General features: G+C 72.4%; 13 protein-coding genes. 4 read left to right on the plus strand and 9 right to left on the minus strand.

Annotated elements, in window-relative coordinates; translation table 11 throughout:
- Positions 1-348: 348 nt before the first annotated feature.
- The 5 genes from ACIHCM_RS14270 to ACIHCM_RS14290 all read right to left on the minus strand — a co-directional run bounded on the left by ACIHCM_RS14270 (position 349) and on the right by ACIHCM_RS14290 (position 4,155).
- The gene (locus tag ACIHCM_RS14270; protein ID WP_399894283.1) at positions 349-1,086 is read right to left on the minus strand and encodes a hypothetical protein; all 738 of its coding nucleotides are present in this window, start codon (positions 1,084-1,086) and stop codon (positions 349-351) included.
- Positions 1,087-1,148: 62 nt separating this feature from the next.
- Positions 1,149-2,252, minus strand: coding sequence for an aliphatic sulfonate ABC transporter substrate-binding protein (locus ACIHCM_RS14275; RefSeq protein WP_399894286.1), 1,104 nt, complete (start codon positions 2,250-2,252; stop codon positions 1,149-1,151).
- Between the two features lie 176 nt (positions 2,253-2,428).
- Complete coding sequence (locus ACIHCM_RS14280) at positions 2,429-2,530, minus strand: putative leader peptide (RefSeq protein WP_399894289.1); 102 nt, start codon at positions 2,528-2,530, stop codon at positions 2,429-2,431.
- Positions 2,531-2,636: 106 nt separating this feature from the next.
- The gene (locus tag ACIHCM_RS14285) at positions 2,637-3,875 is read right to left on the minus strand and encodes an acyl-CoA dehydrogenase family protein (RefSeq protein ID WP_399894292.1); all 1,239 of its coding nucleotides are present in this window, start codon (positions 3,873-3,875) and stop codon (positions 2,637-2,639) included.
- A 187-nt stretch (positions 3,876-4,062) separates the two neighbouring features.
- Positions 4,063-4,155: a putative leader peptide gene (locus ACIHCM_RS14290; RefSeq protein ID WP_399894295.1), complete on the minus strand. Its 93-nt coding sequence runs from the start codon at positions 4,153-4,155 to the stop codon at positions 4,063-4,065.
- A gap of 171 nt (positions 4,156-4,326) precedes the next feature.
- Here ACIHCM_RS14290 and ACIHCM_RS14295 point away from each other — a divergent pair, with 171 nt between their 5' ends.
- From ACIHCM_RS14295 to ACIHCM_RS14305, 3 genes are read left to right on the plus strand one after another with little or no spacing between them, the layout of a single operon-like run.
- On the plus strand, positions 4,327-5,187 hold the full coding sequence (locus tag ACIHCM_RS14295) for an ABC transporter ATP-binding protein (protein ID WP_399894298.1): 861 nt from the start codon (positions 4,327-4,329) through the stop codon (positions 5,185-5,187).
- Positions 5,184-6,164 carry an iron-siderophore ABC transporter substrate-binding protein gene (locus ACIHCM_RS14300; RefSeq protein ID WP_399894301.1) on the plus strand — a complete coding sequence of 327 codons (981 nt, stop codon included), beginning with the start codon at positions 5,184-5,186 and terminating at the stop codon, positions 6,162-6,164. The genes ACIHCM_RS14295 and ACIHCM_RS14300 overlap by 4 nt, the downstream gene beginning before the upstream one ends.
- Positions 6,165-6,168: 4 nt before the next feature.
- Positions 6,169-8,235 (plus strand): iron ABC transporter permease, encoded by a 2,067-nt coding sequence (locus ACIHCM_RS14305; protein WP_399894304.1) that lies wholly within the window; start codon positions 6,169-6,171, stop codon positions 8,233-8,235.
- Positions 8,236-8,263: 28 nt separating this feature from the next.
- Here ACIHCM_RS14305 and ACIHCM_RS14310 read toward each other — a convergent pair whose 3' ends face one another.
- The gene (locus tag ACIHCM_RS14310) at positions 8,264-9,607 is read right to left on the minus strand and encodes a lysine N(6)-hydroxylase/L-ornithine N(5)-oxygenase family protein (RefSeq protein WP_399894307.1); all 1,344 of its coding nucleotides are present in this window, start codon (positions 9,605-9,607) and stop codon (positions 8,264-8,266) included.
- A gap of 121 nt (positions 9,608-9,728) precedes the next feature.
- On the opposite strand from ACIHCM_RS14310, the gene ACIHCM_RS14315 reads away from it, so the two are divergent.
- Complete coding sequence (locus tag ACIHCM_RS14315) at positions 9,729-10,676, plus strand: methionyl-tRNA formyltransferase (RefSeq protein ID WP_399894644.1); 948 nt, start codon at positions 9,729-9,731, stop codon at positions 10,674-10,676.
- A gap of 44 nt (positions 10,677-10,720) precedes the next feature.
- Here ACIHCM_RS14315 and ACIHCM_RS14320 read toward each other — a convergent pair whose 3' ends face one another.
- From ACIHCM_RS14320 to ACIHCM_RS14330, 3 genes are all read right to left on the minus strand, one after another.
- Positions 10,721-11,593: an ABC transporter ATP-binding protein gene (locus tag ACIHCM_RS14320; protein WP_399894310.1), complete on the minus strand. Its 873-nt coding sequence runs from the start codon at positions 11,591-11,593 to the stop codon at positions 10,721-10,723.
- Positions 11,594-11,597: 4 nt separating this feature from the next.
- Positions 11,598-12,707, minus strand: a complete 1,110-nt coding sequence (locus tag ACIHCM_RS14325) for a FecCD family ABC transporter permease (protein WP_399894313.1) — start codon at positions 12,705-12,707, stop codon at positions 11,598-11,600.
- Positions 12,708-13,077: 370 nt separating this feature from the next.
- Complete coding sequence (locus tag ACIHCM_RS14330) at positions 13,078-14,118, minus strand: FecCD family ABC transporter permease (RefSeq protein ID WP_399894317.1); 1,041 nt, start codon at positions 14,116-14,118, stop codon at positions 13,078-13,080.
- Between the last annotated feature and the right edge of the window lie 7 nt (positions 14,119-14,125).

Genomic DNA, 14,125 nt, shown 5'->3' on the forward strand with positions numbered 1-14,125 from the left:
AGCGGGCGTCCCGAGGGAGTCCGCAGGTCGAGACCCGCCGGGCGCCGTGGCGGCCGCGGACGCTTTTCCTCCCGGATCCGCTTCATGACCGTCGCCTCCTCGGGTCTCGCCGCTCCGCCCCCTGCGGGTACGTGAACGAACCGTGTCCTCGGCCGGGCCCTGGACGAGCGACCCGATCACCGGTTACGCCGGACCTTTCCCCGTGATCGGCCGGCCCAACCCCAACCGCGCCCCTGACGGGGCCGGTTCCGGGTCACGGACCGGAGCGCTCGCGCCGAGCACGGGGCGGGGCGCCCGGGTTGCGGGGCCGGATCTCCCGCGAGGGCCGGCTGACCACCGGCCCTCGGGTCAGCCCACCGGGTCGCCCGCTGCGACAGGGTGCGTCTCCAGGCCGGGATCGGCGAGCAACTCGGCGATCAGCTCCGGGGATCCGCCGACATAGGTGCTCACCAGGTCCACGTCACCGCCGACGCACCAGGCGCGGTCCCGCGGCCACCACAGGTCGGGCAGCTCGGCGAACTCGTCCAGGGTGGTGGGGGAGACGGCGTCGGCGAGCGTGCCGGACAGCAGCACCTCGTCCCGGCCGGGGGTCCCGAAGACGGGGAACCGGTCGAAGTCCCAGCGCCCGTAGCCGTTCCAGAGGCCGAACCAGCAGTGTTCCGGGGTCCGGGTGTGCCGTGCCAGGACCGGGATCAGGGCCTCGGCGACGGGCGGCGGCGTCGGTCCCTCCGCCGGGTGCTCGTCCCAGACGCCGGGCAGACCGTACTCGGAGGCGTTGTGGTACATGCCGTCCATCCCGACCAGCTCGTGCCAGCGGGCGGTGGGTGTCACCGTACGCCCGTACGCGGCGGCCGCCGTCGCCCAGCGCACCGGCCGCTCGTCCAGGGACGCCGGATGCAGTACCCGGACGTAGCCGGGGAATCCGGGCCCTGTCACCCCGGACACCGTGCCGAGGCCGCCGGCCTCACCGAACCCGGCGGTGCGGCCGGTGAGCCAGCCGGCCGGGGTGAGGTCGGCGGTCTGCACGCGCAGGCGTCCGTAGTGCTCCGGAGCGAGGTCCCGGTCGACCGGGCGGTAGTCGTTCACACCGCCCAGTCTCGCCGACTCCCAGGGCCGGCCGGCCCGGCCGGCCTTTTCCGCCCGGTCGTTCACCTCACGCCCAGACCGGCGTCGTCGACCTCGTCCTTGCCCTCGGCCCTGAGGACCTCGTTGAGCGGCGCGAGGTCGTAGATGCCCTCCAGCCGGGGCTCCTCCAGCAGGCCGGCCTTGACGGCGTGATCGGCCTGGGCGCCGAGGGTGGCGGCGAGCGGGTCGTCGAGGAAGGTGATGGACTTCCAGGCCGGGTCGATGATCTCGGCGGGCAGCTCCTTGCCCGACAGCTGCTTCAGCGCCGCGTTGGCGGAGGCCTTCGCCTTCTCCGGATGGGCGTTGATCCACTCGTTGGTCTTCACCGAGCCGCGCAGCACGGCCTCGACGACGTCCGGGTGCTCCTTCAGGAAGCTCTGCGAAACGATGATGTTCGTGATCACGAACTTCTTGTCCGGCCACAGGTCCGCCTCGTTCAGCAGCACCTTCGCGCCCTCGGAGACCAGCTTGGAGGCGGTCGGCTCGGGCACCCACGCGCCGTCCACGGAGCCGGACCTGTAGGCGTCCGGGGTGATCTTGTTGTCCGTGCGGACGACGGAGACGTCGCCGCCGCCGCTCTGCGCGTCGACCTTCCAGCCCTTCTCCGCGACCCAGTTGAGGAACGCGACGTCCTGGGTGTTGCCGAGCTGCGGCGTGGCGATCTTCTTGCCCTTGAGGTCGTCCAGGGACTTGATCCTGTCCGGGTTGACGACGAGCTTGACGCCACCGGAGGCCGAACCGCCGATGATGCGCAGGTTCTTGCCGTTCGACCTGGTGTAGCCGTTGATGGACGGGGAGGGGCCGATCCACCCGATGTCGATCGAGCCGGAGTTCAGCGCCTCGATCTCGGAGGGGCCGGCGTTGAAGGTCGACGCCTTGATCCTCGTGCCGCCGAGTTCCTTCTGGAGCAGGCCCTCCTGGACGCCCACCAGCGCCGTGGCGTGGGTGAGGTTGGGGAAGTAGCCGATCCTCACCTCGCCGGCGGACAGCTTTCCGGCGCCCGCCGCGACCTCCGCCCGCTTGTCGTCGGCGGACTCGGCACCGTAACCGCAGGCGGTCAGCAGGAGGGGGAGCGCCACGAGGGCGGCGATGGTGCGCAGGGTGGTGTGCGGTCTTGGGGCAGACACGGAGGTGTCCTCTCAGGGATAAGAGTTGATCAAGGGGATGCGGGAGCTGCGAGGCGGGCAGCCCGGCGGCGCCGCCGGACCGTAGCTCGCCGGCCTTCGGAGGCTGGGGAGTCGAGGTGCGGTGGCGGAGAGGGGCGCAGGGGGCCGCCGGGCCGGAGGGCGTCCTTGCGGACGGCTCAGCAGTGCCGACAGATGGCGCTGGAGGTGCGGCCGAGGTCGATGTGGCGACGCGAGGTCAGCAGGGGGAGTGGCCGGTCGTCGCGGTGGAGCGCGCGCATGCCTGACCCCCGATCCCTAGTATTCCTACTTGATTGCTAGGGATCATGGCAGAAGCCGGCACGGTCCCCAAGGGGGTGTTCGCATGGTGGACGCCGGCCTCCGGCGTCACACCGGCAGGACGAACGGAGGGTGGGCGCCGTGGAGGAAGTAGTCCCCGACATCACTGAGTTGGTGGGTGACGGGCTGATGCGGGGAAAGGATCCGGGCGTTGCGCCAGAAGCGGTCGAAGCCCAGCCGTGCCGAGGTGGACCGGGCGCCGACGATGTCGAGGGCGCGGGTGGTGGACTCCAGCGCGGCCCTGGAAGCGGCCGCTTCGGCCATCGCCGCGAGGACGGCGATCTCCGCGTACTCGTCGTAGGTGAGGTCCTTGCCGCGGCCCAGCCCGCCGTACAGCGCCGCCAGGGCCTGATCGCCGAGCGCGGAGGCGGAGCGGGTGAGGACGGCGAGTTCTCCGTAAGTGGCCGGCGCACGGGGGTCGCCTGGGGCGCCGGCCGGCCAGGACGCGTGGCCCGTCCTGCTGTACTCACGGGCCTCCGCGAGCACTCCTTCCGCCATGCCCAGCAGGAGCTGGACGGAGACCAGGCGCCCGACGGGTGATGCCAGGGCGGCCCGGGGCGTCAGGATGTCCTCGTCCGCGGACAAGGACCCGAGTACGTCGTCGGCGGCGACCGGTACGGCGTCGAACTCCACGCTGCCGCCGCCCGCGAGCCGCTGGCCGAAGGTGTCGGCGTCCTCGACCCGGACCCCGCGGCGGCCGGGGTCCACGGCGACGGCGAGGGGTTCGCCGGTGCCGGCCCGCACGGCCCGCACAGCGAGACGGTCGGCCACCGGGACGCCGGAGGTGTAGCTCCGCCGGCCGTGGAGCACCAGGCCGCGGGTTGTCCGGGTCAGTGTGGGGACCGGTTCGCGGTGGGCGAGGCCGCCGCCCCAGCGCCACTGCTCCGCCGCGGACCGCTGCTCGATGCGCGCGGCGAGCGCGGGCTCGGCGAAGAACGAGGCGCTCCACGACAGGAAGTAGTGACAGCCGAGCAGTTGACCGACGGCGCCGTCCGCCGCGGCGATCTCCCGGACGACGGCGTAGGCCGCCGGCCGGTCCGCGCCGCCGCCGGACCCGGCCGGTGCCGTGAGCGTCAGCAGCCCCGCCTCACGCAGCCGGGACACCTCGTCGAACGGTGGCTTGCCCGCCTGCTCCCTGGCCGCCGCGTCGATGGCCAGATCGTCCGCCGCCTCGCGGGCCACGCGCAACCAGTGCGCACGGCCGGGTCCCGTGCTGCCCGATTCGTCGGTTCCTCTCGAGATCCTGCCTTCCTCAGCGGGTCCTGACGGTGCGGTGGCAACGCCCATGGGGTCGTCTCCTGGGGATCGGTCGCAGGGCTCGGGGCCGGCCCGCTCCGGCGGCAGTGGGGCGACGTGGACGTCCGCGTGACCGCCGGCGCTGATGCGGACCCGATGTGCGGGCGGCGCGAACTCCTCGTGAGGACGGCCGAGTCCGCCTCGGTTCAGGGGCGCCGGCGGATCTGGACCGCGTGTCCTAGGCGCGACAGCACGCGGCGCCGGCTACCCGGCAGAAGTCGACATGCCGGCGACGAACGAGGCGTGGCTGCGTTCGGGACATGCGCAACATCCTGCGCAGCGCCGCTCGGTGGCGTCAAGCTTTCCCTAGTAATTCGATAGGAAATGCGGGGAGGGGGTGGTGAGGGGGTGAACCGGACGCGCACAGGTTGGCGCGTCTTCCTCTTGCGTACTGCCACCCCTGGGGTTCAATCCGTGCTTAGGTTAGGCTAACCTTCGCAACGTGCGAGCTGCTGAAGAGACCCCCGGGGCCGTGAGCCCACGCGGTCATGAGCTGTCGGCCACGGACGTCACCGTGGCCTACGACGGTGTCGATGTCGTGCACGGCGCTGCCCTGAGGCTGCGGCCGGGCGAGGTGACCGTGCTCGTGGGACCCAACGGCAGCGGCAAGTCGACGCTGCTGCGCACCCTCGCGCGGTTGCAGCGGCCGAGGACCGCCGAGCTCGTCATCGACGGCGAGACCGACGGACTGGCGCTGACCCCCCGGGAATTCTCGCGCCGCGTCGCCCTGCTGACACAGGGACGGCCCACGCCGAGCGGGCTGACCGTGCGGGACGTCGTCGCGTTCGGCCGGTATCCCTACCGGGGCCGCTGGGGCAAGGGGGATCCGGACGGCCGGGCCGCGGTGGCGCGCGCGCTCACCCTGACCGGCGTCGCCGAGCTCGCCGACCGGGGTGCCGAGCATCTCTCCGGCGGCCAGCTCCAGCGCGTCTGGCTCGCCGGCTGCCTGGCCCAGGAGACCGGCGTACTGCTCCTCGACGAGCCCACCACCTACCTCGACCTGCGCTACCAGATCGAACTCCTCGACCTCGTCCGCGACCTGGCGGACGAGCACGGCATCGCGGTCGGCGCCGTCCTGCACGACCTGGACCAGGCGGCGGCCGTCGCCAACCGGATCGTGCTCCTCCACGAGGGCCGGATCATCGCCGACGGCCTGCCGGAGGACGTTCTGACGGCGCGGCGACTCACCGACACCTACGGCATCCGTATCGAGGTCGACACCGACCCCCTCACCGGCCGGCTGCGCACCCGCGCCATCGGCCGGCACCACACGCGAAGCGAAAGGCTCAGCACCACCTCATGAGACGCCTCCTGCTGACCGCGGCGGCCACCACCGCCGCGGCCCTGACCATGACCGCCTGCGGGACCACCGAGCCCGCCGCCGACGACGCCGCGAAGAAGACCGGCGAGCGCATCACCCTCACCGACGCCAATGGCGCGAAGGTGGAACTCGACGGGCCGGCCGAGAAGGTCGTCGGAACCGAGTGGAACGTCGTCGAGAACCTGATATCGCTCGGTGTCGACCCCGTCGGTGTCGCGGACGTCAAGGGCTACAAGACGTGGGACACCGCGGTCTCCCTGAAGAACGAGCCCAAGGACATCGGCACGCGCGGCGAGCCGAGCATGGACACCATCGCCTCGCTGTCCCCGGACCTCATCGTCGCCACCACCGACCTGCCGCCGGCCGCCGTGAAGCAGCTGCGCGAGGTCGCCCCCGTCCTGGAGGTCCGCTCCGCCGACGCGTCCGACCCGATCGGGCGGATGACCGAGAACCTGGACCTCATCGCCCAGGCCACCGGCACCACCGAGAAGGCGGACGAGCTCAAGGAGCAGTTCGAGGCCAAGCTCGCCGAGGGCAAGAAGGCCCTCGCCGGCGCCGGACTCGCGGGCGCCGACTACGCCTTCGCCGACGGCTACGTCGTCTCCAACCAGGTCTCGATCCGCCCGTACACCAGCGGCTCCCTCATCGGCGCGGTCAACGAGAAGATCGGTCTGAAGAACGCCTGGAAGATCGAGGGCGACAAGGACTACGGGCTCGCCTCCACCGACGTCGAGGGCCTCACCGAGCTGGGCGATGTGCAGTTCGCCTACATCGGCAGCGAGGGTGACAAGAACAGCACCCCGTTCGCCGGAGCCCTCGCCAAGGACAAGGTGTGGACCTCGCTGCCGTTCGTGAAGAAGGGCAACGTGCACCGGCTGCCCGACGGCATCTGGATGTTCGGCGGCCCCGAGTCGATGGGGCAGTACGTCGACGCGGTCGTCGAGGCGCTGGCGAGGTAACACCGTGGCCGTCACCGCAACCGCTCCCACCACCCACCCGGCTCCGGCCCCGTCCCGGAGCGGCGCCGCCGCGGTGACGGCCACGCTGGTCCTGCTGGTCGCCGTCCTCGCGCTGGTGGACACCACGCAGGGCACCGCCGCCGTCGGCGCGCCCGAGGTCTGGAAGGCCCTCACCGGCCGGGCCGACCCGGGTGACTCGTCCGTCGTCATCGCCTCCCGGCTGCCCAGGATGACCGCCGGGCTCGTCGTCGGGGTCCTGCTGGGGATGGCCGGCGCCGCCCTCCAGGCCGTCAGCCGCAACGTGCTCGCGTCCCCCGACACGCTCGCCGTCAACGCGGGCTCCTACCTTGCCCTCGGGGTGGCCGCCGTCACGGGCGTCTCGCTTCCGCTGTTCGCCTCCACCGGCGTCGCCTTCGCCGGCGGCCTCACGGCCGCCGCCGTGGTCCTCGGGCTGTCCGGCCCGGGCACGGGAACCGTCCGGCTCGTGCTGGCCGGCAGCGCGCTCATGCTCGGCCTCACCGCCGTCACCGAGGGGCTGCTCCTGCTGTTCCCGCAGCAGACCGAGGGCCTCTACCGGTGGAACCAGGGCAGCATCGCGCAGAACGGCTTCGACGGCGTGCTCCAGACGGCGCCCATCGGTGTCGCCGGCCTGATCGGGCTGCTGCTCGTCGCCCGGCGCGTCGACGCACTGGCGCTCGGCGACGACGCCGCACGCGGCCTCGGCGTCCGGGTCCGCGCCACCCGGGTCACCGTCGTCGTCTTCACGGCTCTGCTCTCCACGGCCGCCGTCACCCTCGCCGGACCCATCGGCTTCGTCGGGCTGTGCGCCCCCGCGCTCGTCCGCCCCCTCGCCCGCAGATTCCGCGCGTTCACCCGCACGCGCGCGGGCATGCCCCTCGCCGGGCTCGTCGGTGCGGCGCTGGTGCTCGGCTCGGACGTGCTGCTGCGCGCCCTCGTACCGGCGGACCTGGCGGTGGCCGTGCCGACCGGTGTCGTCACCAGCCTCGTCGGCGCCGCGTTCCTGATCGTGATGGCCACCCGGGTGCGGGACGGCGCCGCCGCCTCCGCGCCCGACCGGCTGCGCATCCGGAGCAGGGCCGTCTTCCTGACCACCACCGCCGTGCTGGTGGCCGTGCTCGTCGGGGTGACGATCGCCGCGGTGCTGCTCGGTGACAGCAAGCTGCTGCTGGGCGACGTGGTCAACTGGGCCCAGGGCAACGCCGGGCGGACCGTCGGCTTCGTGCTCGACACCCGGGTGCCCCGGGTCCTCGCCGCGCTCCTCGCGGGCGCGGCACTCGCCCTGGCCGGGACACTCGTGCAGTCCGTGACCCGCAACCCGCTGGCCGAGCCGGGTGTCCTGGGAGTCTCCGGCGGCGCGGCACTGGGCGCCGTGCTCCTGGTGACGACCGTGCCCGCGGCCGGGTCGTGGAGCGTCGCCGGCGGGGCCTTCGCGGGTGCCGCGGTCAGCTCCGTCCTCGTCTTCGGGCTCGCCGCGCGCGGCGGGTTCCAGCAGAACCGGCTCGTCCTCGTCGGGTTCGGCGTCGCCACCGGGGCAAGTGCCCTGATCAGCATGCTCATCATCCTCACCGACCCGTTCAACGCGACCAAGGCGCTGACCTGGCTGTCGGGTTCCACCTACGGTCGGACGCTGCCCGACGTGGCGCCGCTCGCGGCGGTCCTCGTCGTCGGCGCGGCCGTCGCGGCGCTGCGGCGTACGGAGCTGGACCTGGTGTCGCTCGACGAGGACACGCCCAAGTTGCTGGGGCTCGACGTGGCGCGCGGGCGCCTGGGCTTCCTCGTCCTGAGCGTCCTGCTGAGCGCCACGGCGGTGGCCGCCGCGGGCACGATCGGCTTCGTGGGCCTCGTGGCACCGCACGCGGCCCGGGCCCTGGTGGGCCGGCAGCACGTCCGGGTGGTGCCGGTGGCGATGCTCCTCGGCGCCGTCCTCGTCTGCACCGCGGACCTGATCGGCAGAACCGTGATCGCACCGGCCCAGCTCGGCGCCGGCCTGATGACCGCGGTCATCGGGACGCCGTACTTCCTCCATCTCCTCGTGCGCAGCCGCCGGTAGCGTCACGGCCGCCCGGCGCCGGCAGGCCCTAGCTCGGCACGCGGTCCGCCCTCATGGTGTCCGCGCCGTGCCGGGCCAGCAGGGAGGTGAGGATCTCCCCGGCCCGTACGGCGGTGGTGGACAGCAGGGTCGAGGTGAGGCCGTGGGTGTGTTCGGTGCCGCCCTGGAGGTAGATGCCGGCGGTGACGTTCGAGGTCGTCACCACCCGGTGGTCCCGGCCCACCTCGAGGGCGTCCTCCTCGTCGCGCAGGCAGAGCTTGGCGAGTTCGCCGAGGTTGTCGCCGATGCCCTGCGGCTGGTAGCCCGTCGCGTAGACGAGCAGGTCCGAGGCGACGACCTCACGTTCGCCGGTGGGCAGGAACTCCACCGTCACCTTGACGTCGTCCGCGCCGTCCTCGACCTCACGGATGCGGGAGACGTTCATCATCCGCAGCCGCTGCCTGCCCTGGACCTTCTCCTGGTACATCGTCCGGGACAGTGCCTCGATCAACTCCAGGTCGACCACGGAGTAGTTGGTACTGCGGTGGTAGTCGAACAGCGACTGCTTCACCTCGCGGGACGCCCCGTAGTACAGGTCGACGGCCTCGGGATCGAAGATCCGGTTGGCGAACGGGCTGTCGTCGGCGGGGGTGTAGCCGTACTTGGCGAACACGGAGCAGATCTCGGCGTCGGGGAAGGTGCGGTGGAGGTAGTCCACGGCCTCGGCGGCGCTCTGCCCGGCCCCGAGCACGACGGCACGGCGTACCGGCGTCGCCGAGGCGACGAGCTCGTCCACCCGGGGCAGCAACTCGCTGTTGTGCCAGACCCGTTCGGATCGAACCGCGCCCGGAGGCAGATGCGGCTCCAGGCCGGTGGCGACGCAGACGCTGCGCGCACGGCGGACGGTCAGCCGTTCGGGGGCGGCCGGATCGCGGCTCGTGACGTCGAAGTAGCGGACCTCGCCGTCCTCCGTGACGGGCCGTACGGAGACGACCTCGGCGGAGTACTCGACGAGCGAGGCGACCCGGCCCGCCGCCCACTCGAAGTAGTCGTGGAACTCGATGCGCAGCGGGAAGAGTGTCTTCTGGTTGAGGAAGTCGACGAGCCTGCCGCGTTCGCGCAGGTAGCACAGGAAACTGAAGTCACTGGTGGGGTCGCGCATCGTCACCAGGTCCTTGAGGAAGGACACCTGCATGGTCGCGTCGTCGATGAGCATCCCGCGATGCCAGCCGAATCGGGGTTGTTTTTCGAGGAACAGCGCCCGGATCGCGCCCCCTTCGCCCGATGCCGCGCCGTGCTCCTGGAGCGCGATCGCGAGTGCGAGGTTGGACGGTCCGAAGCCGATGCCCAGAAGGTCGTGGACGTGATCCGGCTCGCTCTGCAGTGTCGTCACCGCTTCATCGCCTCCCATGAAGGGGGGGACACAGTGTTCCGAGAGTTGGAGCACGGCCTCCCCCAAACAGGCACATGCTAGATAAGGTTAGCCTTACCTAGCAATGCCTGAGGAGGCCTATATGCGGGTCGTCATGTTCGGCTATCAGACGTGGGGGCACCGGACGCTGCGGGCTCTGCTCGCCTCCGACCACGAGGTGGTCCTCGTCGTCACCCACCCCAAGAGCGACCACGCGTACGAGAGGATCTGGAGCGACTCGGTCGCCGACCTCGCCGAACAGCACGGTGTCCCGGTGCTGTTGCGCAACCGGCCGGGCGACGACGAACTCCTGCGCGCGCTCAAGGAGGCCGAGCCGGACATCATCGTGGCCAACAACTGGCGTACCTGGCTGCCCCCGGAGATCTTCGAACTGCCGCCGCACGGCACGCTCAACGTCCACGACTCGCTGCTGCCCTCCTACGCCGGCTTCTCACCGCTGATCTGGGCGCTCATCAACGGCGAGAAGCAGGTCGGGGTCACCGCCCACCGCATGGACGCCGAGCTCGACATGGGCGACATCCTGCTCCAGCGTGCGGTGCCGGTCGGGCCCACCGACACCGCCACCGACCTGTTCCACCGTACGGTCGAGCTGATCGGCCCCCTCGTCACCGACGCCCTGGACCTCATCGCCTCAGGCAAGGCGGTGTGGACACCGCAGGACCGCTCCCGCTCCAGCTTCTTCCACAAGCGGTCCCTGGAGGACAGCCGGATCGACTGGACCTGGCCCGCCGCGGACCTGGAGCGGTTCGTACGGGCCCAGTCGGACCCGTATCCGAACGCCTTCACCCATCACCGTGGCGAACGGATCCGGATCGTCTCGGCCACCGTCTCCGAGGGCCGCTACGGAGGCACGCCGGGGCGCATCTTCATCCGTGAGGGCGACGGGGTGGTTGTCGTCGCGGGCGCCGAGGCCCGGTCCGGTGCGCTGCCCGGTCTGGTGGTCAGGCGGGTGCGCACCGAGGACGGCACCGAGTACGCCGCCACCGACTACTTCCGCACGATGGGCGGGTATCTGACGCCTCGTCCGTAGTGGGGCGAGCGGGGCCGGACCGGTGGCGCCGGCCGGCCCCCGCGTCAGCCGGCCGCGCCGGGGACGGCGACGGAGGCCGTGGCGTCGGTGCCCTCGTGGTGACGGCCCATCGGGATGACCATCGGCGTCCGGCTGACGGGGTCCTCGCCGACCACGCAGCGCAGCCCGAAGACCTCCTCCACCATCACGGCGGTCACGACGTCGGCGGGCGCGCCCTCGCCCACGACGCGGCCCGACTTCATGGCGACGACGTGATCGGCGTACCGGCACGCCTGGTTGAGGTCGTGCAGCACCATCACGACGGTGCGGCCCTGATGCCGATTCAGGTCGGTGACGAGGTCGAGGACGTCTATCTGGTGCGCGAGGTCGAGATACGTCGTCGGCTCGTCCAGCAGCATCACCGGGGTGCCCTGCGCGACCGCCATGGCGATCCAGGCCCGCTGCCGCTGGCCCCCGGAGAGCGCGTCGACGGGCCGGTGCGCGAGCTCGGTCATCGCCGTGGCCCGCAGCGCGTCGTGCACGGCCTCCTCGTCGTCGGCCGACCACTGCCGCCACCACGTCTGGTGCGGTGAACGCCCGCGCCCCACCAGGTCGATGACGGTCAGCCCCTCGGGCGCGACGGGCGTCTGCGGCAGGATGCCGAGCCGCTGCGCCAGGGCGCGGGTGGGTATCGAGTGCACCGAGCGCCCGTCGAGGTACACGGCACCCGACTTGGGGGTCAGCAGCCGGGCCAGGGCCCGCAGCAGGGTCGACTTGCCGCACGCGTTCGCGCCGACGATCGCCGTGATCCGGCCGGAGGGGATCACGACGTCGAGCCCGTCGACGACGACCCGGTCGTCGTAGGCCAGGCGCAGGCCCTCGGCGCGCAGGTCGGGCCCGTCGGCGGGACCTTCGTACACCTCGTGCTTCGATGACACGTCTTCAGCCTCCTGAACCGGCGCGGTTGGCGCGGACGAGCAGCCACAGCAGTACGGGGGCGCCCAGCACGCCCGTGACGATCCCCACCGGGAGTTCCGTGTCCGGGATCAGTTTCCGGGCGATCAGGTCGGACACGAGCACCATCACCGCGCCGGTCAGCCCCGCGGCCACCGGTGGCGGAACGGCCGTGCCGGCGAGACGCTGGGCGACCTGGGGCGCGGCGAGCGCCACGAACGCGACCGGCCCGGCGGTCGCCGTACCGAAGGCCACGAGTCCGACGGAGACGAGCAGCACGGCCACCCGGACGGTCTGGACGCGCGTGCCCAGGCCCCGCGCCACGTCGTCGCCGAGTTGCAGGGTGCGCATCTGCCGCCCCAGCAGTAGGGCGGCCGGCACCAGTACGGCCATGGTCACGGCCAGCGGGCCGATCTGCTCCCAGGTGCGGCCGTTGAGGTTGCCGACCAGCCAGCCGAGCGCCGACTGCGCCTGGAACCGGCTGCCGTGGGCCATGAGGTAGTCGGTTGCGCTGGTGCAGATCCAGGCGATACCGACGCCGACGAGGACGATCCGGTATCCGGTGGTGCCGCGGCTCCACGCCAGGACGTACACCAGCAGCGCGGCAGTGAGCGCGCCGAGCAGGCCGAGGGCCTGGGTGCCCGGGCCGCTGTCCCAGCCGAGGACGATGCCGGCGACGACCGCGGTGCCGGCGCCCTGGGTGATGCCCATCATGTCGGGGCTGGCGAGCGGGTTGAGCGTCATGGTCTGCAGCAGGGCGCCCGAGATGCCGAACGCGATGCCGACGAGCAGGCCCGCCAGGGCCCGCGGGAGGCGCAGTTCATGGACGATCAGCTGGGTGCCGGGGTCGCCCGCACCGAACAGGGCCTGCATCACGTCGGGGAGCGGGAGGCCGATGTCCCCGATCGCGGTCTCCACGGAGAAGGCGAGGAAGGCGCAGGCGGCGAGAACCAGGCAGACGGCCACCAGCCGGGGCCGCAGCACGCCCGAGACGGGCGGGACGCCGAGCCGGAAGGGGACGCGGCCGGGGGAGCGGGGGAGGGCAGGACGCTCCGCCGCGTCCTTCCGGCCCGCTCCGGGCACGAGTTCGGTCGTCATACGCTCACACCTTCGTGCGTGGGTTCGTCCTGGGCCGGCGGCCGAGGACGGCGGTCCGTGGAGTGGGCGGGGGCGGGTGCCGGTTGGTGGCGGCTCGTGGAGTGGGCGGGGGCGGGTGCCGATTGGTGGCGGGCCGTGGAGTGGGCGGCGGTGGTGGGTCCCGGTCCGTGGCGGTCAGGGGCTCCGTCCCGGTCCACGGCACGGCGCGGCAGCCGGCCGGGGACCCGAGACTGCGTGCGGTGGCTCCGCTCGGTCGCCCGGAGCCGGCAGGGCCGGACCGGCAGGGCACCAAGCCCCGCGCCTCGGCGCGCAGTTCGGCACACCGCAGGCTCACGGCCCTCACCCCGCCCCCCTCGTGGATGCGTCATCGTCACAGCTCCGCGAGGCGGCGCCGGCGGACCAGGGCGATGAAGAACGGGCCTCCGACGAAGGCGACCAGGACGCCGGCCTGGATCTCCACCGGGCGGGCGATCAGCCGGCCGGCGATGTCCGCAGCGAGCAGCAGGCAAGGCGCGAGCACCGCCGACAGGGGCAGCAGCCAGCGGTGGTCCGGGCCGATGCCGGCGTACTGGGTGAGGGCGCGCGCGATGTGCGGCACGACCAGGCCGACGAAGACGACCGGGCCGATCACGGCGACCGCTCCGCCGGTGAGCAGGGTGACGGCCACCACCCCGCAGACGCGGACCGTACCCAGCTTGAGCCCCAGTGACTTCGCGACGTCGTCGCCGAGGGCGAGGCTGTTCAGCGCGGGCGCGCAGGCGAGGGCGAGGATCGCGCCGGTCACCAGGAACGGCAGGACGCGCAGGAGGACTTCGTCGTTCTGGTGGGCGAGCGAGCCCGCGGACCAGAAGCGGTAGCGGTTCAGGGAGTCCGGGTCGGTGAGGGCGACCGCGCTGGTCAGGGAGAAGAGCAGGGAGGTCACGGCGACGCCGGCCAGGGCCAGCTTGACGGGAGTCGACCCCGAGCGGCCCAGCCCGCCCAGGAGGTAGACCAGCACGCTGGCCACGAGCGCACCGGCGAAGGCGAACCAGATGTAGCCGGAGACCGTGCCGATCCCCAGGACGCCGACGGACAGCACGACGGCGAAGGCGGCACCCGCGCTCACGCCCAGGATGCCCGGGTCCGCCAGCGGGTTGCGGGTGAGGGCCTGCATCAGTGCCCCCGACAGGCCCAGCGCGGCTCCGGTGGCGAGGCCCAGGGCCGTGCGGGGCAGCCGCACGGACCAGATCACGTTCTCGATGCGGGAGTTGGGCGCGTCGCCGGTGAGCGTGTCCCAGACCTGGTCGACGGGTACGGCGAGCGCGCCGTACGCCATGGACAGGGCGCACAGCGCGAGGAGCGCCACGCCGGAGAGCGCGAGCAGTGCGACTGCGCGGGGGCCTTTGGCCGCCCGGACCACTGAGGTCCCCACGTGAACT

The sequence above is a fragment of the Streptomyces sp. NPDC052023 genome (assembly GCF_044548465.1).
GTDB lineage: Bacteria > Actinomycetota > Actinomycetes > Streptomycetales > Streptomycetaceae > Streptomyces.

What these genes read in the sequence shown, in the direction of transcription:
- ACIHCM_RS14280 (WP_399894289.1), bottom strand. Translation starts at nt 2,530, where the DNA reads ATGCGCGCGCTCCACCGCGACGACCGGCCACTCCCCCTGCTGACCTCG.
- ACIHCM_RS14285 (WP_399894292.1), bottom strand. Translation starts at nt 3,875, where the DNA reads ATGGGCGTTGCCACCGCACCGTCAGGACCCGCTGAGGAAGGCAGGATC.
- ACIHCM_RS14290 (WP_399894295.1), bottom strand. Translation starts at nt 4,155, where the DNA reads ATGTTGCGCATGTCCCGAACGCAGCCACGCCTCGTTCGTCGCCGGCAT.
- ACIHCM_RS14300 (WP_399894301.1), top strand. Translation starts at nt 5,184, where the DNA reads ATGAGACGCCTCCTGCTGACCGCGGCGGCCACCACCGCCGCGGCCCTG.
- ACIHCM_RS14315 (WP_399894644.1), top strand. Translation starts at nt 9,729, where the DNA reads ATGCGGGTCGTCATGTTCGGCTATCAGACGTGGGGGCACCGGACGCTG.
- ACIHCM_RS14325 (WP_399894313.1), bottom strand. Translation starts at nt 12,707, where the DNA reads ATGACGACCGAACTCGTGCCCGGAGCGGGCCGGAAGGACGCGGCGGAG.